Below are 21,685 nucleotides of genomic sequence, written 5' to 3'. Positions count from 1 at the left end.
GCCAAAAAGGTTCAATACCTGTTCAATCGTACAGATATTAATGATGATAGTCAATTTTTTAGAAATCTTCAACTCCTGCACTTCGATTGGGTTGCAAGGAAGCGACACGGCGATCGCCAATCTTCTAGAATTACTGGGGTTGCCATTCATGCAGCGGGCGATCGCCGGTGGGGTGTTAATGGGAATCCTCGGCGGATTGCTCGGATGTTTCGTCACCCTGCGCCAGTTATCCTTTTTCAGTCATGCCGTGGGGCACTCTGCCTTAGTTGGCGTGGTGTTGGGGGTGTTATTGCAGGTGGATCCAACCTGGACTCTCTTGCCCTTTACCCTCTGTTTTGGACTCGGCGCGCTTTATTTAATCGAAAAAACCAAGCTTCCCAGTGACAGTGTATTTAGTATTGCCGTCTCCGCCGCTTTAGCGATCGGGGTAATTTTAACCAGCTTTTTACAAGGCTATCGGGGCAATTTGATGGCTGTCTTGTTTGGGGATATCTTGGCAATTAACCTCACAGATATTCTCTTAATTAGCCTGTTGTTGCTTATCAGTAGCGTGTTTTTGTTCTCCACTTGGCGACAGCAAATTTTAATTACCCTCAATCCGGATTTAGCCCAAGTGCAAGGCATCGCCGTGGACTTTCATCGCTATTTATTTGTGATTTTGCTGTCTCTAACCGTTGCAGTTTCAATTAAAGCCGTGGGGATTTTATTGGTGAATGCGTTTCTGGTCATTCCCGCAGCAACAGCGAAATTACTCGGCCATCCTTTTGCGAAATTTATGGCAATTTCTGTGACTATGGGTGCAATGGGTTCGATTCTCGGAATGCTCGGATCGGGACTGTTTAATTTTGCCTCGGGTCCGAGCATTGTAGTGGTGCAATTTTTGCTATTTTTACTCCTGTTGCTGGTCAAGCGAATTCCCTCGGCGTTTCCCTCTTCTTTAATTCCTCGGCGGGGAAAATAATGCCCGCGATTTTTGCAGATTTACGGTGGGGAGGCGGAACCTCGGGTAACGCGGGAGGAGGATGCGGACTTTTTACAAGGTTCCATCGGCGGTGACAAGAACGCCGTACAGTTCGGGTCTGCGATCGCGGAAAAACCCAAATGAAGCGCGATATCGGGCAATTTCCGCCCAATCAAACCTGGCGCAAATGACTCCTTCTTTATCCCCGGGCAATTCCGCCACTTTATCCCCGCGATAATCGGCAATAAACGAGTGACCGTAAAACGTTTGATTCCCTTCCATTCCCACGCGATTTGCCGCCACCACGGGCACCACATTTGCCACGGCATGACCCATCATTACTCGTTGCCAAGGGTCTTTGGTATCCAACTCCGGGTCTTGCGGTTCGCTACCGATCGCCGTCGGATAAAATAGCACATCCGCCCCCATCAATACCAGAGAACGGGCGCACTCTGGAAACCACTGATCCCAACAAATTCCTACCCCAATCGTACCATAGCGAGTCGGCCAAACTTTAAACCCCGTATTTCCCGGGCGGAAATAAAACTTTTCCTCATAACCCGGCCCATCGGGAATGTGACTTTTCCGGTAAATTCCCAATCGTTCCCCATTGGCATCGATTATCGCCACGCTATTGTAATATGCTGGTCCGGCTTTTTCAAAAAAAGACACGGGAATAACGACGCCTAATTCTTGGGCTAATTGTTGAAAATGAGTCAAAGTGGGATGGGCATCCACCGGATGCGCCCAGTCGAAAAAATGCTCTCGTTCTTCGCGGCAAAAATAATAGCTTTCAAACAACTCGGAAGGTAAAATGATTTGCGCGCCTTTCCCCGCCGCTTCGCGGACTAATTCCGTGATGCGATCGACATTGGCTTGTTTGTCTTGGGTAAATGAGGTTTGCAATGCAGCAACAGTAACGGCTTGATTCATGGTTTGGGTTTGAGGGTTAATTCTCGGTGATTTTTCAGGTCTGGAAATTGCGACGCGGTTGGTTAAATTTCAGCAGGAAATGCGGGGTGTTGCTGAGTGATGCAGTGAAATGCACCGCCTCCGGTTAAAATGGCTTTGGCGGAAAGTCCGATCGCGCGTCGGGTGGGAAAAAGTTTCGCGATCGCTTCTACAGCGGACTCATCCCACTCACTTCCATAAGTGGGCACCACCACCGTGCGATTTCCGATATAAAAATTCACGTAACTGGCGGGCATAATTTCACCCCTGTCGTCTACAATTTTACCCGGTGACGGAATGCGAATCACGCGCAAATGCCGTCCTTTGGCATCGGTAAAGGTGGATAAATCCCGGGCAATTTCTGCTAGGATTTCGGCATTGGGATCGTCGGCGTTGCGGGGTTCCATGCACAGCACCACACCCGGGGCAACAAATCGAGCGATCGTGTCAATATGTCCGTCGGTATGGTCGTTGAGCAATCCGCGCTCGATCCACAGCACTTTTTTGATGCCAAAAGCCGATCGCAGCACCGCTTCGAGTTGGGCTGGGCTGCGATCGGGATTGCGATTCGAATTGAGCAAACATTGGCGGGTAGTTAAGCAGGTGCCTTCGCCATCAATTTCTATCCCACCCCCTTCGATAACTTCGGGAAAATAATCGCTGCATAAACCGAGGCGATCGCTAATTCCTTGGGCAACCTTTTCATCTCCCGGCATGATATATTTGCCGCCCCATCCGTTAAAATTAAACCGAATTGTCGCCAGTTTGCCCGCGCTTTTCCAGCGAAAAATCGGTCCGATATCCCGCAGCCAAATATCGCCAAACGGCATCAGATGAAAGCGCGCCGGAATTCCATCCAGCCATGCTTCGGCGGTGGTTTTTCCCGCCTCATCCAGCACCAGAATTTCTAACCTTTCGCCGCGCGGTTTACCGGTGCGGGGATCGGGATCGGCGATCGCCCGACACAACTGCACAAATTCCGCCCGCGCCGCCGACAAATACTCTCCCCATTCCTTTTCATGGCTGGGAAAAGCCAACCAGCACGCCGCATGGGGTTCCCATTCTGCAGGCATGCGATCGTGAGTGGCAGGAGCGCTGAGGATAGTCAAGGGTGTTTCTCCTTATATCCCGACTTTAATACTCCCCCTATTTTAACACTTTGACTGGCATTTTTAACGCGCGATCGCCAAATTTTCCCCGAATTTTCACCCGAGGCGGATTCTTCGGCCTTTCATCCCTTCATCCATCCACCTCTGGGTCGCTTTTCATCCAGCTTTCCCAAGCGTAGGGGTAATGGTAGGCTGGACATTACCCACCGAACCCTTTGCAAAGCATTGCCCACCGAACCATTTGCACTCATTCGGTAGAATCCAACCCCGGGAATTGCGATATAATTTAAGAAAACCGTCACCCATAGGATTAAAAACTATGATTGCCAATTCAAGCGCAAACTACTTGTCTCCAGAAGACTATCTCAAAGGCGAGGAAAACAGCCCGATAAAACATGAGTATATTGACGGAAACATTTACGCAATGGCGGGAGCTAGCGATGCTCATGTGACCATTGCTGGCAATTTATTTGCGCTTTTAAGAAGCCATGTCCGAGGAACCGGCTGTCGGGTTTATATGGCAGATATGAAAGCTCGCATCGAGTCAAAAAATACCTATTACTATCCCGATGTTATGGCAACCTGCGACGAACGGGATAGAGAATTGGACTCATTTAAGCGCTATCCCCGTTTAATTGTGGAGGTTTTATCGGAGAAAACAGAAGCGTTTGACCGGGGTGATAAATTTGCCGACTATCGGGAAATCGAGACTTTAACTGAATATGTTTTAATCAATCAAAAGCGCCAGCGGGTGGATTGCTTTCGGCGCAATAGTGAAGGGTTGTGGGTGTTGTATTCCTATGACGAAAATAGCCGAGAAGTTCATCTCGCTAGCGTGGATTTTACCCTCAGCATGGAGAGTGTTTATGAGGATGTGGAATTGCGGCCAGAAAATCCGGCATCAGACAATCAAGGATAAGGGGGCGACAAAGCGTTTAGGTCGATCCCCGGCGGTTATGGACTGTATTAGAAGCCGTAGGGGGCGATCGCGCCCCTCCGAGACCCTGAATCCTGCGCCCTGACCCTGGGATCTCGAACGTCGTGTAATCATCAATCCCCGGCGGTTATGGACTGTATTAGAAGCGCTAGAGGGCGATCGCGCCCCCCGGGCACCCTGAATCCTGCGCCCCGACCCTGGGATCTCGAACTTCCTGTAATCGTCGATACTTCCACATCGTTACACTCCCGATCCCGGGCACGACCCTGGATCCTTTGGTCAAATTTCTACCCTCAGCGAGACCTAAATCTCTATCTCTAGATAGATGAATTCAATTCTAGAGGGTTGGGGAAAAATACAACCCCAGACGTATTGAAGTGCCAAAAAATTTAAGCTATAGTTAGTACCATCAGCTTAAAAAAGTCAGCCTAATCCAGTTGACCGCAGGAGGATAACCGATTCTCATCGAGAATATAAGTTCTCCAAATCTCACGGAAACTGGAGCGGGGGAACCAAGTTCAGGGGCTTATCTTCATCAGAAGGAACCCAACGGGGATGCTCAATTCCCAGTTCACTCTGAAGGAGAGGGACATCTCTCAGTCCTCGCCCGTCAGCTAACCCCGTCGGCATTGAGAGGAGACTGAAAGATCGGTAAAATAATATCTTTTACGCGACTCGTCAGTGTCCTTAGCTGGGAAAAAGTTTCCCACCCTGAGATTCTGTAGCGTCAGCCATGACACAACTCAGAACGCAAGCAGGCTGGGAAGCAAGGCATAAGGTAAACATCGAGACATGCTAAACCAAGAAAAAAATCGCATCGCTTTAATTTCGGTAACGGGCGATCCCGCCGCACAAATCGGTAAAGAAGAAGCCGGCGGTCAAAACGTCTACGTATTACAAGTCGGGTTAGCCCTCGCTAAACTGGGATGGAAAGTGGATATGTTCGCACGGCGCAACAGTCCCGAGCAATCAGCGATCGTTCAGCATCACCCGAACTGCCGAACCATCCGCTTAACCGCAGGGCCAGAAGAGTTTATCAATCGAGATCGCATATTTAGTTATCTCCCGGAATTTGTCAAAGCGTTTCAGAAATTCCAACATCGAGAAGGAATACAGTATTCCCTGATACATACAAATTATTGGCTGTCCTCTTGGGTGGGGATGGAGCTGAAAAAACACCAACCCGTGAGACTAGTTCACACCTATCACTCATTAGGTGCGGTTAAATATAGAAGCGTTCGCGATTTACCGGACATCGCCTCGACGCGACTGGCAACGGAAAAAGCTTGTCTGGAAACGGTCGATCGCGTAGTGGCCACCAGTCCGCAAGAAGAACAGCACATGCGGGCGCTAGTATCGCGTAAAGGAGCGATCGAAGTCATTCCTTGCGGTACGGATATCGAAAGATTCGGCCAGATTTCTCGCCAAGAAGCGCGCCAAGCCCTAGGCATTGCCGAGGATGCCAAAACCATCCTGTATGTGGGGCGCTTCGATCGCCGCAAAGGGATCGAAACCTTAGTGAGAGCGGTGGGGCAATCTAGCTTGCGCGATCGCGAAAACCTCAACTTAATTATCGGTGGCGGATATCGGCCCGGACAGAGTGATGGAATCGAGCGCGATCGCATTCACGGCATCGTCAAAGAACTCGGACTCGATGACATCACCTCCTTCCCCGGACGACTGGGCCGCTCTAACCTGCACCTATACTACGCCGCCGCCGATGTCTGCGTGGTACCCAGTCACTACGAACCCTTTGGCCTCGTGGCGATCGAAGCAATGGCCAGTCGCACCCCCGTGGTAGCAAGCAATGTGGGCGGTCTGAAATTTACCGTGGTCCGAGAAGTCACCGGTCTGCTGGCGCCGGCAAAAAGCGATCGCGACTTTGCCGAAGCCATCGATCGCATTTTAGCCAATCCCGAATGGGGAAGCGAACTGGGCACCACCGGTCGCCTGCGCGTGGAACTCGCTTTTAGCTGGGATAGCGTCGCCACCCGGTTAGCCTACGTTTACAACCAACTGCTTTCCGAACCCATCCCCGTTTCCACCCCCTCCCCTGCGGTTGCGGCTTAACCTTTTCTCTGGTTCCTAGGTTCTACTGCAAGAGGCGCTAGCATTCAGTCCCCCCTTTGGGACCTCTCTCGCTAGCCCTCATTTTTTTAGGGATGCGGGAGCCAAAAAATAACAATTCAGGCGGATAAAAAACTTTAAACCCTTATCCACCAAAGCTTTTGCGAGAAAAATCATAAAAAAAAGACCAGCTTAATCCATAGCTGGCCGAGGAAAAAATACCTTTTCCGTTGTCGTTTCTAATTGAGGAATCCCATTCTGCGCGTTCCCTTCTTCGTGCAGCGGGTTAACGATATTCAATCTTTTCCTCAATTGACATTGTAACAGAAGACACGATTTTTCCGTAACAAAACTTAACAGGGTGATAGGAAAGTTTAATCACTCCTCCAAAGTAGGCATAACAAAACCTTAACTTTTGGGAGCCAGTTGCTGCGGACGCCCCCAGATTATCCGCTCGTGCTTGTAGATGACCATACCAGGTTTTGCACCTTTGGGCTTGTAAACATGCTTCGGTTCCGTATAGACCACCGGCACGCGATCGCTCTGACGGGCGCGGCTAAAGTACCCCGTCACATCGGCGGCAAATTGCAAATCCGCCTTATCGGCAACTGCGCCGGGATCCAACCGTAACAACACGTGACTGCCGGCAATCTCCTGAGTATGGAACCACAAATCATACTCCGTCGCCACGCGAAAACTGAGCAAATCATTCTGGCGATTATTGCGTCCCACCAGCAATTCAAACCCGCTAGGAGACTCGAAGCGGTAAAAATCCGTGGCGGGGGGTTGGTTTTGGCTGCGACGATCTCGATCGCGCAGATATCCCTCCTGCATCAATTCGTCGCGGATTTCTTCCAGGGCTTGCAAGTCCATCGGTTCGCGGTAGCTATCGAGTTGGGCGATCGCCACCTCCACCTGTTCCAAATACTGAATCTCGCGATCCACTTGTGCCAATAACGGTTCCACTGCACTGCGCGCCCGTTTCAGCTTTTGGTGTTGTTTGTAAAGACCTTGAGCATTTTGCACCGCATTTTTTTCCGGATCCAGTTCGATTTCAATCGGTTCCCCGGTTTCAAAATCAGCCAGGGTCATCGACTTCATCCCCGGTTCCCACTGGTGCAGGTGTGCCATCAGCAAATCCGCTTTTTGCCGATATTCGTCCGCCAGCGCCGATTGGTCCAACCGCCGTTCAAACCCTTGCGCCTTAACCCGCAATTTTTTCAGCAGATTGTTGAGTTTTTGCAGGAGTTGATGGCGCAGTTGTTTGAATTCCCCTTCGTTGAGGCGATCGCAATAGTAGCGATCGAGCAATGCTTGCACCGAAGGCGCAGTGTCTTCCGGCTTCGGCGGCGATTGCCCACCCCATTGGATAACACTGTATCCCCCACTGGTCCGCTGAGGGTGCAGACCGGATAAATCCCCATGTTGCCAAGCTTCCAGGGTTTTGAGCCACTCTTGCCAGCGCTGGAATAATCGTTCCCAGTCCGATGCCCTGAGGCTCTCGGTGGATTGTTCCGGGTCGAGATCGGCGGCGCGAATCATCGAATTGGCCCAATGTGAACTCAGACCCCGGTAGCTTTTTAGCAGTTGACGCCCCAGTTTTCCCGGAATCAAGGCCACTCGTTCTTGCCAGCGTTGTTGGGATTCGCTTAAGCTGGGGGCGGGATCCGTGAGCGCCGGTGGCGGTTCGTAGGGTTGCCCGGTGAGGATCGGCCGCACCCGCGATTGTTGTTCGCTGACTTGATGGGCGGCGGTGACGATTTGATTGCTTTCGTTGGCGAGGATAACGTTACTGCGTTTGCCCATAATTTCTACGTACAGGTGCCACAAGACGCGATCGCCCGGACGTTTGGCAAATTGCAGGTCCAGGGCGCGTTCCCAAGCAGCTACCGGGGAGATCGCAACTAAGGCTAACCCTTTGAGTTGATGGCGCAGTTGGTCGCTAAAGGTAAAGGTATCCGGGGTGCGCGGTGGCGGATCTCCAATGTGGATTCTGGCGGCTTGCGGGTGCCAGGAAACCGTCAGCCAGCCCCGCTGCTTGAGGGTTCGCAGGGCAAGACAAATCCTGTAGCGATCGCGCTGATAAACCTGTTCGAGTCGCGCGGGTAGCCAGGTGGCTCTCAGCTCGCAATACGCCGCAGTTAAAGTGGTGAAATCAACGGGTTGCATCGGTTTGGATCCAGAAGAAAAGTTATCCGAGTTACATTAAAAGTTAGAGGGGGGTAAAAAAAAGCCCATAAAATCCAGAAACTCGCTTTTTTGCGCTTTTTTGCCTTGTTACCCAAAATTTTTATCGATACTATTGAAATTAGATGTTTGCAGGGGCACCCGAGGCGAAAGCTTGTCCGTTACCCATGGATCTTTCATTTATTGCGATCGGTTTTGAAATTCATTCTGTCTGCCAAACATCGGCTTGCCATTGTCAATGCTGAGTGTGCCTCCATTTAGCCTACCATTCCCTCGGCACCGGAAACCAACCGAGCGATCGCGCACAGTGCCGATCTCGCCTAAGCGCGATCGCTGGTTATGATTTATTTTCTTGATGCCGAGACCTCAAACCCCTACCGATGATTCGGATTTTTGTCCCAGCCTTCTGATGCGGGTCAGATGATTCTGTGTGTACTCAACCGGAAACCGTTGCTCATCGCTTCGGGCTTTATGAAAACACTCTTCAACAACAAATTTTTTACGCCGCGAGGATTTCTGTTGCTATGGATATTCAGCTTATTAATATCGGCTTTGGTAATATCATCTCTGCTAACCGCGTGATTGCCATTGTTAGCCCTGAGTCGGCTCCCATTAAGCGGATCGTGAACGATGCTCGGGAGGCCAATCGCCTGATCGATGCCACCTACGGACGCCGAACGCGATCGGTGATTGTTATGGATTCTAACCATATCATTCTCTCTGCCATTCAGCCCGAGACGATGGGTCATCGCTTTTTTACCAATAAGGACAGTTAAAATCTCTCGCGGATTACTCGGTGTTGATTGTTTATCTGCCCTCCGCATCGGCGCGCTGGGGTAGCCGTTAGCCCGGGAAAAATTCTCTTTGAGGCAACTTGAAGCCTTACAATATTCCCATCTAACTTGCTAGGGGCGCACCGCGAAGCCCCCCTACGGTTGCTGATTGCGAACTGTTTTCTGGAAATCGCTGATTGTTATGCAGACGGGCAGATTGATTGTTTTAACCGGACCGAGTGGTGTGGGCAAAGGCACTTTGCTGCGATCGCTCTTGGCGCGCCATCCGGAACTCCACTTGTCTATCTCGGTCACCACTCGCCCCCCGCGCCCCGGGGAAGTTCACGCCAGGGATTATTATTTTGTGGACCACAGCCGATTTCGCGAAATGGTGGAAAATGGGGAGTTGTTGGAATGGGCGGAATTTGCCCTCAATTGTTACGGTACCCCCCGCGAACCGGTGGAAAATATGATTCGAGAGGGGAAATCGGTTATTCTCGAAATCGAGTTAGCTGGGGCGCGACAAGTTAGGGAGACTTTTCCAGACGCGCTACAGGTGTTTATTTTACCGCCCAGGGAAGGGGAGTTGGAGCGGCGGATCCGCAGTCGCGGTCAGGATTCTGAAGCGGCGATCGCCCGTCGTCTCCAACGGGCTAAAGAAGAAATTGCCGCCGCTCAGGAGTTCGATATTCAAATCGTTAATGATGACCTCGATACGGCTTTGCACGACATCGAGGCGGCTTTGTTTTCTCCACTGCAGCCATAATCGAATAAAGAATTGAGAATTGAAAATTGATAAAATCTTTGATTCTCGATTCTTTATTCCTCATTTTATGCGTTCCCCGTTTTTAGATAAATCGACAATTAAGACTCTCTTAATTCTTAATTCCAAAAAAAGCGATCGCCTCTCACATTGTAGAAGCGATCGCTTTTTTTGGCTGGCGGCATTCAGCAGCCTAGCGCGGATCCGGCGCGAATCGAGCCGTCCCTAGCCTCCTTACAAAGGCAGAGAAAGCAGGTCGGGATAAATGTTGTTGATGATAATCAAAATCGTCGCCGTCAATCCCAACCACAGAATCAAGATGACGGGGGCAAGCGAAAGATACTTGACGAAAGAGTCCATGAATGATGCTCCTAAAAACGACCAACGGTATTATTGCAATTTGACATTTCAGATTTGAGAAGCATTGGCGTCTCAAACCCAAAATCGTGCAGATTCCAAAGCGATTAACGCGGGGAAATCGGAATCTCGTTGTCTTTGGCAGTCAGCTTCCCACTGGTGAGTTGGCCCAAAGCAGCAATCGGCCAAGTGGCACCAGCCAGAGAGCATTTAATCGCCAACGGCACATCGATGATGATTTCTTTCTCTTCCGTCTTCTTCTCATCGCGGATCGCAATCAGGTAAGACCGACCGGCCCAACCAATCCATCCGGCAATGTACAGGAAAAGCACGCTGGGAATGAGAAACTCATTGGCGTGGCTTAAGTTGCCATCCGTAATCAAACGGGGATAGCCCTCCGGACCGCACAGCAGGTCGGAATAGCTCTCGAATCGCGCTTGGGCTTGCGGGGTGGAGGCATTTTTCGCCTTTTCCACAAACGCTGGGGTCTCGCTGCACGGCGAGAGATTCGAATAGAATTCAGCCGCCGCCGTGGGCACAAAGCTGAACCACAGGCAAATTGTCAGAATCAGCGCAAACAATCGTCGCATAGAATTGTTACCTTTTGTTACAAAACATCAAGTTTTTTGAACAAATGGGAGGACTGCCTTCATCCCACGGGAATTTGTTCGTCCCCCTCCGGTGCCCTGCTAGCTTGGGAGCGGCTCTGTGGGACATCACCGCCCCGCGCCCAGGGAGATGAGGGAGCTTAGGCTTGAGTATGACAGATTAAGTTTTGAGAACTTCCTGAAAATCATACTCTGCTAAGACACCTCCGTAAAGATTAAGCTAGCAATAACTCACCCATAAACCAACAAATTACCAGTCAATGGCCACCGTTTTAGCAGTCGAAACAAGTTGTGACGAAACTGCTGTAGCAATTGTTAAGAATCGTGAAGTTTGCAGTAATGTCGTGGCTTCACAAATTGCAGTACATCAGCAGTATGGCGGCGTGGTGCCGGAAGTAGCGTCGCGCGCTCATCTAGAGCAGGTGAATCGGGCGATCGCGATCGCCATGCAAGAGGCCCATCTGACCCCCGCCGATCTCGATGGCATCGCCGCCACCTGTGCCCCCGGTTTGGTGGGTGCCCTCCTGGTCGGGTTAACCTCGGCCAAAACCCTAGCCATGTTGCACCACAAACCATTTATCGGCGTCCATCACCTAGAAGGTCATATCTACGCCTCTTATCTGAGCGACCCCAATTTACAGCCGCCATTTTTGTGCTTATTAGTCTCCGGCGGACATACGAGCTTGATTTTTGTTAAAGATTGTGGTAAGTACGAAACCCTCGGACAAACCCGAGATGATGCCGCCGGGGAAGCCTTTGACAAAGTAGCGCGATTGTTAAATCTCGGCTATCCGGGCGGTCCGATTATCGACAAGCGAGCCAAACAAGGCAATCCCACCGCTTTTGCCTTGCCAGAAGGGAAAATCTCCCTGCCCAAAGGGGGGTATCATCCCTATGATTCCAGTTTTAGCGGATTAAAAACCGCCGTGTTGCGCTTGGTGCAAAAACTCGAAGGGTCTGGGGTGACATTGCCGGTTGACGATATCGCCGCCAGCTTCCAGGATACGGTGGCCAGAGCGCTGACCAAACGCGCGATCGCCTGTGCCCGAGACTACGGACTCCATACCCTCGTCGTCGGTGGTGGTGTCGCCGCCAATAGCCGTCTGCGCCAGCACCTGCAAGACGCTGCGATCGGCCACAATCTCCGGGTTATCTTTCCTCCCCTGAAATACTGCACCGACAACGCCGCCATGATTGCCTGTGCGGCGGCTGACCACCTCAACCGAGGCCACACCACCCCCTTAACCCTCGGCGCTGCCTCCCGCATGTCCCTCACCGAAGTCATGCAGCTTTATCGGTGAATCCCCCACCCTCAAAGGGTAGGGCTAGTCTGTTATTGGTCATTGGTCAATGACCAATGACCATTCACCAATGACTACCCGTGAGTTTCCAAAATCTTGCGGATTTCCGCCGCCACTGCATCGGGCTGTTCTATCATTGACAGATGTCCGCACTCGGGAATTTCGATGACATTCATGCCACAGCCGTCAAACAGGGGATGAAAGCTAGCTAAATGGCGCACGTATTTGGGTTCCATCACGGGGTCGCGATCGCCGGTGATGAAATAGACTGGCTGTTTGAGCTTTGCCACTAATTGCGGTAGGCGGTGGACTTCTGCTTCGGTGGTAGAGTCGAGCAAAGTGCCTAAAGCTGCTTCCGGATTGGCGATCGCGAAATCCACCAGGCGTTGTTTCGCCCAAGCGCGATCGACCGGACGTGCCACGCTATCGCGCTGAAACAGCAGATCGATCAGCGGCACGCGAGGCAGCCAGCGCGGACGAAATTTCACAAAAATCTGGCCTGCTGCCCGAAAGCGCTCGAATTCTTCTTTGATGTAAATCCCACCGCCGGAATTCACGCAGAAAATGCCCTTTACCTTCGATGGGAATTGCGCCGCCGCCCAGAGGGCAATACTGCCACCAAGAGAATGTCCGATCAGCCATGCATTAGAAATGTCCAATTTCTCGAGCAGGATTCCTAAGTCTCTAGCATAAGCTGCCGGAGTGTAGCCCGCATGAAAGTGGGATTTTGCCCGGTAAGACTGCGAATCGCCAAATCCGCGCAAATCATACGTCAGACATTGATAATCATCTGCCAACCGTTCGATTGGCGGTTGCCAGTACCGACTGCTGAGGAGCCAGCCGTGGATGAAAACGAGAACCTGGGGAGATGTCCTGGGAGCGGTAAGCTCGTAACTGTGAGGCACCCCCAGAATGTCAATCTGAGCCATCCTTTTATTTTATCCTGAAGCGTTCTGTTACGATCGCTCGATTTATCCCGTTTTTCCCCTAAAACCGCCGACCGAGCAATCGCTGTCGCACCCCGTCGGCAATCTTTTGCCCGAGATACTCGGGAATCAAGCTTTCATTCGGACCGAGCAAGTACAGAATCAAGCGGGTACGTCCGCGCCACACGAGCAAGTTAGCATTCACCACCAGCAAATCCTCTTGCCAGATTGCGTACATGACCTTATAAAACAACCCCGGTTGGTTATCTGCCTCGATCAGCAGTGCGGGGAGATGGAACACCGGATCCACATAAAATTCCGTTTCCACATCCTCAAGCCCCGCATCCAAGTTGAATTCCACCGCCAGCATTTCTTCCACCTCGAAGTGACCCGCCAAGGCTTCGCGAATCGCGCGGCAGACATTTTCGGCAGTTTTCTCGGTCAGCACCTTTCCACCGCGCGATACCACCAATTTGATAAACACCAACATCGGCGGATAAATCTGACCGTAGAGACTCAAACTGTGAATCGTCAGGCCATAAGCTGCCAAAACCCCAAAAATGTCGCTCAGCAAAAAAGACTGGTTGCGGTAGGCAAAATGCAGCGCACTCTTGTTGCCTTCGGGTCGCATCTCGATTACCGCTTGTTTGGTTTTGTAAAGCTGATAGGCAAGCTTTAGGTTTTGGAGCTGGATTTCACTGCTGACAAATTGTTCATAGAACTGCGGAAACGCTCGGTTAAAGCGCTTGAGCAGTTCCATCGTCGATGATTTTAAACCCGATGCCATATTTGGGTGGGGGATAACTCGCGTTCGCTAAATCGAAAGCATTTTGAAGACAGCAGCCTCCTCTCTTTTACTATAAAACGATTCTCTTGCTCAAATTCTTTTGGCGGGGGAACGCCTGCGCCAGCGCCCAATGCCTCGCCCTCTCCTGAAATGCATATCTGGAAAGGAATGGCAGGATAATGGGGGTGGAGTCGATCTCCCTCAATTGTCTTGCATCCTCTCTTCGATTGGCCAGTAGACTCCTCCTGTTTTTTTCACGATTTTCTTGTTCTGTTTTTCTCCGGTTTATATGCCCTCGGGTCTTTGATGGCCAAGTGCAAGCTGACGGGAGTTTCCCCGGGTTCTACTCAGATACTTTTAGCCGTTCTCCCGGGCAATACAATTCTGATTTGCTGGAAGGGTAAGGGGCGGGTTTTTGGTGCAGGGATTGGCCTCTAGGGATGAGGCATGGGAGGGTGCTATTTCCTCGAGTTTTTTCCCGGTAGGTTTTTTAGCCAACTCGCGCTTCTGTGCCAGCGATCGCGATTGTCCGATGGCTGGATTTGTCGATCGCATCCCTTGTGCTTTTTTACCGAAAAAGCCCGGTTTTACCATGCATTCTCTCCACAAATTTCCGGGAGAAAAGTGGGTTTTCTGCCCCCATGTTTCTCCCGGTTTTCATGCTTCGGCGTAACCTAGACAAAATTCGTCTCAGGTGGGTTAGGTCTGAGGAGTACAAGCGCCCAACTTCAGGGGTAGGGTTGGCTCCCACAGAGTTTCTGACCTTTCCTTGCCTAGTATGCCCTTGTGGTGGCGCAAAATAAGCGCGATCGCTCTCGAGGCAAATTGCTCGCCAACGCTTGGGAATGGCACAGCTCACCGCCTTCGGGAGGGCGAGTTTCGGGTCAGTGGCTCTGCAGCCGTGCAAATCCGGCACTCTAATGTCTGAACCAACAATTGTGGCTCTATTCTAATCCTATGCGATCGCGTCCCCAGGCAGTGATTCTATCCGGCGATCGCCGTTTCCCCCCGCCACTGCGGCGATCGCTGTGTCCATTCACCCGGATCCCAAATCCCTCCCCTGCCCTGCCGTCTCGACTCTCCCAAATGAATTTACCGAAAACCCCACCGCAATCTGATGGCTTGGCGCTTAAGTTACGATACACTAGAATTTGTTGCGGCTCCAATGTTTGACAACGGGTCGATACTCTTTGCAACCTTCGCCTTTCCTGTTCTCGGGAAGGCACTTGTCAACCTCGTTCTACTATCCTAACCAAACCTTCATGGGTTTTTGGAAAAACTTGTTTAGCGGTTCTGATACTTCTTCTGCCCCCAATACCGGACATATGGATGGATATGAGTCGGTGGATACCACCAGTCGTTCCGGTACGGGCGCTCGCGTTTATTTCAGTACGGATCGAGACATAGACCTCTACGAACTTGAGGAACTCTGCGATGCCGTGGGGTGGTCTCGCCGCCCCCTGCGTAAGGTGAAAAAAGCCATCCAGTACAGTTTTCTGGTGGTTACCATGTGGGAAATGCGCGGCAAAAAACGCCGACTGATTGGTTTCTCTCGCGCCACTTCAGACCATGCATTTAATGCCACAATTTGGGATGTGGTGGTTCACCCGGATTTCCAAGGGAAAGGCTTGGGCAAGGCGCTGATGAATTACTCCATCAAACGGCTTCGCAGTCAAGATATTAGCAATATCACCCTGTTCGCCGATCCCCATGTGGTGAATTTCTACCGGAATTTGGGTTTTATGCCGGACCCAGAAGGGATTAAGGGCATGTTTTGGTACCCGAATCGATAGGCGATCGCCCCTCACCTTTTTGACGGCGCTCTGTCTGGCTCATCCCGGTGGGGTTCCATCCGCGATCGCTTCACCACCACAATCTATTCGCTCTTCCCCAGGTATCTCCCTCAATTCACTCGCCATTACTTCCCGTTTAATTCTGGTTATTTTAAAAAATCACTTTTTAATTAAAAATCTACTTTTTTTGTTCGGCTAAATTCGATATTTAGTAGCATTTTTAAAATAATTAAATCAACGAAAATAATAGAATTATTGGCAATTATATTTGAATTAATTTTAACAGAAATATCGGGCAAATCCGTTGGCTACCGAAATTATTCCCCCATAAACTCTCAATTTTATTCAATAAAAACCTGCCGAAAAACAGTTAAAAAATTTCTCGATCGCACGAAAGGGTCACGAGCGGTCCACCACAAGGATCCACCGGGAGTGCGATGGATCCCTGGGGAAACATGCTGCAGCGATCGCTCAATCCAACCCCAGGGGGCCACCCATCCCAGGTACAACTCAACCCTGGCTAATAAATTTCGTTTTTTGTAGCGCAGATGCCCTCACCGTCTGCGATTCATGCCCATGCCCCCTGGACGCTTCACCCTGGAGAAGCGGCGATGTAAGTTAAAAAGAAAACACGAACTCATATCCAGTTTTAGAAATTACTGCATTATGACCAATCGCCTTGCCCAATGCCAAAGTCTGTATCTGTACAAACACGCCGAAAATCCGATTGATTGGTGGCCTTGGTGCGACGAAGCCCTAGAAACCGCCAAAGCACAGGACAAACCCATCTTCCTGTCCATTGGCTACTCCAGTTGCCACTGGTGTACGGTGATGGAAGGAGAAGCCTTTTCCAATCGGGCGATCGCCGAATACATGAACGGCAACTTCCTCCCCATCAAAGTCGATCGCGAAGAACGGCCCGACATCGACAGCATCTACATGCAAGCCTTGCAAATGATGACCGGCCAAGGCGGATGGCCCCTCAACGTCTTTCTCACCCCCGACGACCTCATCCCCTTCTATGGCGGTACCTACTTCCCCGTAGAACCGCGCTACGGACGCCCCGGTTTTCTCGAACTCCTGCAAGCCATTCGCCGCTACTACGATCGCGAAAAGCAAAAGCTGCAAGCCTTCAAAGAAGAAATCCTCAGCCACATGCAGCAAGCCGCCGTCCTCTCCCCCAAACAAGACATCCCCGAAGACCTGCTCTGGCGCGGCTTTCAAAGCAACCTCAACGTCCTTTCCCGGCGCGATTACGGACCGAGTTTCCCGATGATGCCCTACGCCCAACTGGTCTTGCAAAGCACTCGGTTTAACTTGCAATCCCAATCCGACCCCAAAGAAGCGATCGCCCAACGCGGCACCGATTTGGTCTTGGGCGGCATTTACGACCATGTGGGCGGCGGCTTCCACCGCTATACCGTAGACCCCACCTGGACCGTCCCCCACTTTGAAAAAATGCTCTATGACAACGGTCAAATTCTCGAATTCCTGGCCAATCTCTGGAGTTCTGGCACCCGCGAACCCGCCTTCAAACGCGCCGTCGCCGGTACCGTAGACTGGCTGACCCGCGAAATGACCGCCCCGGAAGGCTACTTCTACGCCGCTCAAGATGCGGATAGCTTCACCACCCCCGACGACGCCGAACCCGAAGAAGGAGCCTTTTACGTCTGGAGTACCGCCGACTTACAACAACACCTCACCCCAGACGAACTCAAGGCCCTCAAAACCCAATTCCACATTACCCCGGAGGGCAATTTTGAAGGACAAATCGTCTTGCAACGTCGCCACCTCGGCAAACTTGACGACACCGTAGAATCCGCTTTAACCAAACTGTTTCAACTGCGCTACGGTACCCCTCCCGACGGGATGGAAACCTTCCCCCCCGCCCGCAACAATCAAGAAGCAAAAACCCAAACCTGGCCCGGTCGCATCCCTCCCGTCACCGACACCAAAACCATCGTCGCCTGGAATAGCTTGATGATTTCCGGTTTGGCGAGAGCTGCAGTGGTCTTCGAGGAAACGAAATATTTAGACATTGCCACCAAAGCGGCCAATTTTATCTTGGAAAATCAGTGGATCGACGGGCGCTTCCATCGGCTGAATTACCAAGGTCAAGCCTCCGTGTTGGCCCAGTCGGAAGATTATGCCTTCTTCATTAAAGCCTTGCTCGATTTGCATCAAGCTCAAATCCCAGATAATGCGGCTGACAATCCCTGGTTAGACCTCGCCATTCGGGTTCATGAAGAATTCGATCGCTTCGTTTGGAGTGAAGACAAGGGCGGGTATTACAATACCGCCAACGACGCCGGAGACGATTTAATCGTCCGGGAACGCAGTTACATGGATAATGCAACCCCCTCGGCGAATGGCGTGGCGATCGCCTCTCTGGTTCGTCTGGCTTTGCTCACCGAAAATCTCTCCTATCTCGATCGCGCCCTCAACGCGCTGCAAGCCTTTGCCAGTATCATGGAACGCGCTCCCTCCGCTTGTCCCACCTTATTTAGCGCCCTAGACTGGTATCGTCACCCCACCCTCGTCCGCACCACCACCACCCAAATCCCCGAATTGATTCGTCAATACTTCCCCACCTGCATGTATCAGCAGGAAACCGACCTCCCCACCGGATCCGTGGGCTTGGTCTGTGCGGGTCTCTCTTGCAAAGAACCCGCCACCACCCTCGAACAGCTTCTCGAACAAATTCGCACCCTGCAAACCCACAGGAATTAAGAATTAACAATGGAGAATTGAGAATAACAAACATTCTCCATCCCCCGTAGGGTGCGTCACCCCCACCAAGCGATCGCAACTCCAATCCACCAACCGAAACCGGGGGTGACGCACCACCAAAAGAATCCAACCAATTCTCCATTCACTCTGACGGGGGAATCCCCTCGATCGCAATTAAGGTTTCCATCACCGACTTGACTACCGGTGCTGCGGTTTGACCCCCGCTACCCCCTTGCGGTTCGTCCATTACCGCCAGAACCACATAGCGGGGGGCTTGAGCCGGGATAATTCCCACAAAACTGGCAATTCGGGCATAATCGGAATATCCCCCGCCATAAAGATTGGCTTTTTGCGAGGTGCCGGTTTTCCCTGCAATGCGATAGCCGGGAATTTGGGCGGTGGTGCCGGTTCCGTCTTGCACCACACTTTCCATCATGGAAATTAATGCATCGGTGGTTTCTTGCGAGAACACCTGTCGCCGAGGGGGATGTTCCGGTTTCCAATAGGCTTGTCCTTCACTGTCGAACAATCCGCGCACCACATGGGGTGTCACCAAATAGCCGCCATTGGCTAACGCGCCGTGAATTTGCACCAGTTGCAGGGGAGTCAGGGAAATCCCTTGTCCGAAGGAGGCGGTGGCTGCATTCACCGGTGAAGCGCTAAATTCCTCCCGGGATCTGAGTTGACTGGGGGTTTCAAAAGGCAAATCGGTGCCCAGGGGTTCTCCGAGACCCAAACGCTGCAACCAGCTATAGAAAACGCGCGATCGCAGTTGTTCCACGATATGCACCATCCCCACATTGCTGGAATATCGGATAATTTCCGTGACGCTTAAATTACCCCGCCCCACGCCATCGGCGTTGGAAATCGGCCATTCATCTATATAAACCAACCCTTCATCGTAAAAGACGCTATCCGGTTCGATCGCACCGGCTTCGAGGGCGATCGCCACTGCAATCGGTTTGAACGTGGATCCTGGCTCGTACAGGTCGGTGAGCGCCCAGTTTTTAAACAATTCTACGTTAAATTTGTAATACGCATTCGGATCGTAGGACGGGTCGCAGGCTAAGGCTAATATCTCGCCAGTGTGGGCGTCGAATACGATAACCGTACCCCGTTTGGCGCTCCATTTGCGGCGGTGTTCTTCCAGTGCAAGGCGGGTGGCCCGTTGCAATCGCAAATCGAGCGTCAATTCTAGGCGCAGGTCATCCAAACGCAGAAATTCTCCGGGTACCGGGTCGGGAATTAACGCCCCGCCAATCCGCGAATCGATTTCCATTGGAGCCTCGCGCTCGAGGAGGTTCTGGTGGCTGGCTTCTACCCCCGCTTGTCCTTCGCTTTCTGTATCCACATACCCCACCACGTCGGCGACGAGGTTTTGTTGGGGATAATAGCGCTGCTGATATTGATTCAGTTCTAATCCGTCTATCATTTGGTTGCGGATGCGATTGGCGAGTTCTTCCGAAACTGTCGGTTCGAGCAGAATTCCACTATCCCCATCGGTGAGTTTTTCGTACAGTTCCCCCACGGACTTTTGCAGCAAGGGCGCTAAGCGGGCCGCGATCGCTTCTTTCGAGTCTTTAAATAAATAGGGGTGAGCGTAAAGCTGGTACACCCGCCGATCCAACGCGACAACGTTTCCCATCCGATCTACGATCGGACGTCGCGGAATAAACGGTCTCAAGGCCACATTTTGTTGTCTTCTCGCCTGTTGCTGCAAGTCACTCCCTTGCAACACTTGCAGCCGATATAAATTCGCACTCAGAGCCAATCCCCCGACGATTAATACCGCCCAAACTATCAAAAACCTGACTTGAGGATTCCCTAGCTTGGTTCGTTCTATCGGGGGTTGCTGGCGCTTCGGAACGCTGCTTAAGTTCTCTAAAATTAACAGTAAAAAGGCTAATGGGAGAAGGAAAATCAGGGCTTTCTTTTTGATTTTCCCTCGGCTTTTTTTACCCGGGGGAATTGTCTTTTTTCTCCGGGTCGATCGCTGTTTTATTGGGGGGTTTTTCCGGGAACCACCCTGCCGTTTTTTCCCCCCTCTCCCCACATCAGAAATCCGTGATGCCATGTTTCAGATCGCAATTGATACACAAGCGGCTAGCTGTCTGCGGCGCAACTGTGGCAAAATCCCTGCAGTTGCCCCTTTTTTCACGGCACAGCGCGATCGCTGTGCTTACTCTTTTCTTCAGTTTACATACATTTAGTTTGCATATTTAACCTTCTTTTTTCCGCGCGTCTGCACCCCTTTCACGAATGAGTCGGGGTCGCCACACCTGCAACTAAGGCCAAATTTGGCGGATTTTTCCGGTATTTTTACTTAAAATATCCGGTTTTGCCCTTTTTGAGAAGGTTGTTTCGGTTTGTCCGCTGTCGCAAAATCCTCCGCCTCCCTTGGTTTGCATTTCGAGTTAAATATGCAATTTAGATGATAAACCTAATAGCCGAGGGGTCTGGAGTCCTCGGGGGGTTTTGGTGCGCTTTCGCCGATCGCCTCATTCTGGGATCCCGCCTCTACCGGGGCTTGCTCCACAAAAATAATCCGATCCAAATCCGGGGCGACGAGACCATTGGCGGGGTTTTCGGCTTGCTGGGCTAAATCTTTTTTTAAAGTTTCATTCGCCGCCGTTAGTTGGCGCTCTTCTCGACGCAGCTTTTCGAGTTTGCGGTAGGAGACGCCCCACTGTTGCTGGGAATAAACCGTGCTGCCATAAATAAATAAAGCACTCGCGACGAGTAAGAAGGTGACAACGCAGGAAACGCCATGCGCCTGGGAAAGCGATCGCAGCCAAAATGGAATCTCCCAACGGTGGCGATCGCTTTCCACCACCGACTCTCGACGGCGATTTCGGCGCACCTCGCTTTTCCCTGGCGGGGCATTTCTCCCGCGCAAGAGCTGGCGACGCGATCGCGATCGGCCCTCTTTGCGACTCGCAATGCGGCGATTCTCCTCGGTGTGGTTCTTCTCAGGTCTCACCAAGGGCGTCACCTTACTTGACCCCTGCATGGAGGATTGTCCCCTTCTGGGGTTTCGAGCGGATCTGGTAGATTTGAAAGCAGCAGTCATAACATCCCCATCCCTGGCGGTTTGCCTCGATCGGTCGCCTTTTGCACTCGTTCGTCACAAAATAGTCACATCCATCCTAGCACCGGGCTGCGATCGCCGTTTTTATTCTCCCCTTTTCCGGATTTCCGGCGAGCATTTTTGCAAAACCCCCGCCCCGCTTCGGTTTCCGGATTTTTGCCAAAAAAAATTCCGTTTGAGGCACTACATCCCTAAAATTTTCTGCTAAGATACTGTATTTATTTCCTCATGTCGGTTTCGGTCGGCCTTGTAATTCACCCTTTGTCACTCCTGTCAGCACCCCGCTCTAAAGAGACGGGGCTTCTAGCCCCTGACTTTAGGTAGCTGACCAGCCTAAGCCCTACGAG

19 protein-coding genes and 1 riboswitch are annotated in these 21,685 nt (G+C 51.5%); of the genes, 8 read left to right on the top strand and 11 right to left on the bottom strand.

The genetic code is table 11. The features are described 5' to 3' along the window. The first annotated feature begins 40 nt into the window (after positions 1-40). Complete coding sequence (locus AC0QH1_RS18185; protein ID WP_324632671.1) at positions 41-961, top strand: metal ABC transporter permease; 921 nt, start codon at positions 41-43, stop codon at positions 959-961. Positions 962-1,033: 72 nt separating this feature from the next. Here AC0QH1_RS18185 and aguB read toward each other — a convergent pair whose 3' ends face one another. Beyond that, on the bottom strand, positions 1,034-1,894 hold the full coding sequence (aguB, locus tag AC0QH1_RS18180) for an N-carbamoylputrescine amidase (RefSeq protein ID WP_324632669.1): 861 nt from the start codon (positions 1,892-1,894) through the stop codon (positions 1,034-1,036). A 62-nt stretch (positions 1,895-1,956) separates the two neighbouring features. Continuing rightward, positions 1,957-3,021 carry an agmatine deiminase family protein gene (locus AC0QH1_RS18175; RefSeq protein WP_324632668.1) on the bottom strand — a complete coding sequence of 355 codons (1,065 nt, stop codon included), beginning with the start codon at positions 3,019-3,021 and terminating at the stop codon, positions 1,957-1,959. 319 nt (positions 3,022-3,340) lie between these two features. Here AC0QH1_RS18175 and AC0QH1_RS18170 point away from each other — a divergent pair, with 319 nt between their 5' ends. Beyond that, positions 3,341-3,940, top strand: coding sequence for a Uma2 family endonuclease (locus AC0QH1_RS18170; protein ID WP_324632667.1), 600 nt, complete (start codon positions 3,341-3,343; stop codon positions 3,938-3,940). A gap of 488 nt (positions 3,941-4,428) precedes the next feature. Continuing rightward, positions 4,429-4,602: riboswitch (cyclic di-AMP (ydaO/yuaA leader) on the top strand. A gap of 148 nt (positions 4,603-4,750) precedes the next feature. Next, positions 4,751-6,028, top strand: coding sequence for a glycosyltransferase (locus AC0QH1_RS18165; protein WP_324632666.1), 1,278 nt, complete (start codon positions 4,751-4,753; stop codon positions 6,026-6,028). A 405-nt stretch (positions 6,029-6,433) separates the two neighbouring features. Here AC0QH1_RS18165 and AC0QH1_RS18160 read toward each other — a convergent pair whose 3' ends face one another. Then, positions 6,434-8,194: an Rqc2 family fibronectin-binding protein gene (locus AC0QH1_RS18160; protein ID WP_324632665.1), complete on the bottom strand. Its 1,761-nt coding sequence runs from the start codon at positions 8,192-8,194 to the stop codon at positions 6,434-6,436. Between the two features lie 542 nt (positions 8,195-8,736). Here AC0QH1_RS18160 and remA point away from each other — a divergent pair. Continuing rightward, positions 8,737-8,988, top strand: a complete 252-nt coding sequence (gene remA / locus AC0QH1_RS18155; RefSeq protein ID WP_324632664.1) for an extracellular matrix/biofilm regulator RemA — start codon at positions 8,737-8,739, stop codon at positions 8,986-8,988. A gap of 199 nt (positions 8,989-9,187) precedes the next feature. Then, positions 9,188-9,751: a guanylate kinase gene (gmk, locus tag AC0QH1_RS18150; protein ID WP_324632663.1), complete on the top strand. Its 564-nt coding sequence runs from the start codon at positions 9,188-9,190 to the stop codon at positions 9,749-9,751. Positions 9,752-9,982: 231 nt separating this feature from the next. Here the strand turns inward: gmk and AC0QH1_RS18145 are convergent, their stop codons facing one another. Both AC0QH1_RS18145 and AC0QH1_RS18140 read right to left on the bottom strand, forming a co-directional pair. After that, positions 9,983-10,108: a Photosystem I reaction center subunit IX gene (locus tag AC0QH1_RS18145; RefSeq protein ID WP_324632662.1), complete on the bottom strand. Its 126-nt coding sequence runs from the start codon at positions 10,106-10,108 to the stop codon at positions 9,983-9,985. Between the two features lie 104 nt (positions 10,109-10,212). Further along, positions 10,213-10,695 (bottom strand): Photosystem I reaction center subunit III, encoded by a 483-nt coding sequence (locus AC0QH1_RS18140; protein ID WP_324632661.1) that lies wholly within the window; start codon positions 10,693-10,695, stop codon positions 10,213-10,215. 278 nt (positions 10,696-10,973) lie between these two features. On the opposite strand from AC0QH1_RS18140, the gene tsaD reads away from it, so the two are divergent. Continuing rightward, positions 10,974-12,014 carry a tRNA (adenosine(37)-N6)-threonylcarbamoyltransferase complex transferase subunit TsaD gene (tsaD, locus tag AC0QH1_RS18135; protein ID WP_324632660.1) on the top strand — a complete coding sequence of 347 codons (1,041 nt, stop codon included), beginning with the start codon at positions 10,974-10,976 and terminating at the stop codon, positions 12,012-12,014. Positions 12,015-12,088: 74 nt separating this feature from the next. On the opposite strand, the gene AC0QH1_RS18130 is transcribed toward tsaD, so the two are convergent. From AC0QH1_RS18130 to AC0QH1_RS18115, 4 genes are all read right to left on the bottom strand, one after another. Then, positions 12,089-12,943 (bottom strand): alpha/beta fold hydrolase, encoded by an 855-nt coding sequence (locus AC0QH1_RS18130; protein ID WP_324632659.1) that lies wholly within the window; start codon positions 12,941-12,943, stop codon positions 12,089-12,091. 58 nt (positions 12,944-13,001) lie between these two features. Continuing rightward, positions 13,002-13,727 (bottom strand): ACT domain-containing protein, encoded by a 726-nt coding sequence (locus AC0QH1_RS18125; RefSeq protein ID WP_324632658.1) that lies wholly within the window; start codon positions 13,725-13,727, stop codon positions 13,002-13,004. 357 nt (positions 13,728-14,084) lie between these two features. Beyond that, positions 14,085-14,321: a hypothetical protein gene (locus tag AC0QH1_RS18120; protein WP_324632657.1), complete on the bottom strand. Its 237-nt coding sequence runs from the start codon at positions 14,319-14,321 to the stop codon at positions 14,085-14,087. A 350-nt stretch (positions 14,322-14,671) separates the two neighbouring features. Then, positions 14,672-14,872 carry a hypothetical protein gene (locus AC0QH1_RS18115; RefSeq protein ID WP_324632656.1) on the bottom strand — a complete coding sequence of 67 codons (201 nt, stop codon included), beginning with the start codon at positions 14,870-14,872 and terminating at the stop codon, positions 14,672-14,674. A gap of 180 nt (positions 14,873-15,052) precedes the next feature. Between AC0QH1_RS18115 and AC0QH1_RS18110 the strand changes: the two genes are divergently transcribed. Then, complete coding sequence (locus AC0QH1_RS18110) at positions 15,053-15,520, top strand: GNAT family N-acetyltransferase (protein WP_442957330.1); 468 nt, start codon at positions 15,053-15,055, stop codon at positions 15,518-15,520. A gap of 666 nt (positions 15,521-16,186) precedes the next feature. Next, positions 16,187-18,250 (top strand): thioredoxin domain-containing protein, encoded by a 2,064-nt coding sequence (locus AC0QH1_RS18105; protein ID WP_324632654.1) that lies wholly within the window; start codon positions 16,187-16,189, stop codon positions 18,248-18,250. A 142-nt stretch (positions 18,251-18,392) separates the two neighbouring features. Here AC0QH1_RS18105 and AC0QH1_RS18100 read toward each other — a convergent pair whose 3' ends face one another. Further along, positions 18,393-20,324: a peptidoglycan D,D-transpeptidase FtsI family protein gene (locus tag AC0QH1_RS18100; RefSeq protein ID WP_324632653.1), complete on the bottom strand. Its 1,932-nt coding sequence runs from the start codon at positions 20,322-20,324 to the stop codon at positions 18,393-18,395. A gap of 366 nt (positions 20,325-20,690) precedes the next feature. Continuing rightward, positions 20,691-21,260 (bottom strand): hypothetical protein, encoded by a 570-nt coding sequence (locus AC0QH1_RS18095; protein ID WP_324632652.1) that lies wholly within the window; start codon positions 21,258-21,260, stop codon positions 20,691-20,693. Between the last annotated feature and the right edge of the window lie 425 nt (positions 21,261-21,685).

The organism is Phormidium sp. CCY1219, from assembly GCF_055795085.1.
This window is presented reverse-complemented; position numbering and strand designations above follow the sequence as displayed.

Coding starts and splice junctions, on each gene's coding strand:
- AC0QH1_RS18100 (WP_324632653.1), bottom strand. CDS start 20,324: ATGGCATCACGGATTTCTGATGTGGGGAGAGGGGGGAAAAAACGGCAG.
- AC0QH1_RS18165 (WP_324632666.1), top strand. CDS start 4,751: ATGCTAAACCAAGAAAAAAATCGCATCGCTTTAATTTCGGTAACGGGC.
- AC0QH1_RS18145 (WP_324632662.1), bottom strand. CDS start 10,108: ATGGACTCTTTCGTCAAGTATCTTTCGCTTGCCCCCGTCATCTTGATT.
- aguB (WP_324632669.1), bottom strand. CDS start 1,894: ATGAATCAAGCCGTTACTGTTGCTGCATTGCAAACCTCATTTACCCAA.
- AC0QH1_RS18170 (WP_324632667.1), top strand. CDS start 3,341: ATGATTGCCAATTCAAGCGCAAACTACTTGTCTCCAGAAGACTATCTC.
- AC0QH1_RS18105 (WP_324632654.1), top strand. CDS start 16,187: ATGACCAATCGCCTTGCCCAATGCCAAAGTCTGTATCTGTACAAACAC.
- AC0QH1_RS18130 (WP_324632659.1), bottom strand. CDS start 12,943: ATGGCTCAGATTGACATTCTGGGGGTGCCTCACAGTTACGAGCTTACC.
- remA (WP_324632664.1), top strand. CDS start 8,737: ATGGATATTCAGCTTATTAATATCGGCTTTGGTAATATCATCTCTGCT.
- gmk (WP_324632663.1), top strand. CDS start 9,188: ATGCAGACGGGCAGATTGATTGTTTTAACCGGACCGAGTGGTGTGGGC.
- AC0QH1_RS18160 (WP_324632665.1), bottom strand. CDS start 8,194: ATGCAACCCGTTGATTTCACCACTTTAACTGCGGCGTATTGCGAGCTG.
- AC0QH1_RS18140 (WP_324632661.1), bottom strand. CDS start 10,695: ATGCGACGATTGTTTGCGCTGATTCTGACAATTTGCCTGTGGTTCAGC.
- AC0QH1_RS18095 (WP_324632652.1), bottom strand. CDS start 21,260: ATGCAGGGGTCAAGTAAGGTGACGCCCTTGGTGAGACCTGAGAAGAAC.
- AC0QH1_RS18120 (WP_324632657.1), bottom strand. CDS start 14,321: ATGGTAAAACCGGGCTTTTTCGGTAAAAAAGCACAAGGGATGCGATCG.
- AC0QH1_RS18110 (WP_442957330.1), top strand. CDS start 15,053: ATGGATGGATATGAGTCGGTGGATACCACCAGTCGTTCCGGTACGGGC.
- tsaD (WP_324632660.1), top strand. CDS start 10,974: ATGGCCACCGTTTTAGCAGTCGAAACAAGTTGTGACGAAACTGCTGTA.
- AC0QH1_RS18125 (WP_324632658.1), bottom strand. CDS start 13,727: ATGGCATCGGGTTTAAAATCATCGACGATGGAACTGCTCAAGCGCTTT.
- AC0QH1_RS18185 (WP_324632671.1), top strand. CDS start 41: ATGATGATAGTCAATTTTTTAGAAATCTTCAACTCCTGCACTTCGATT.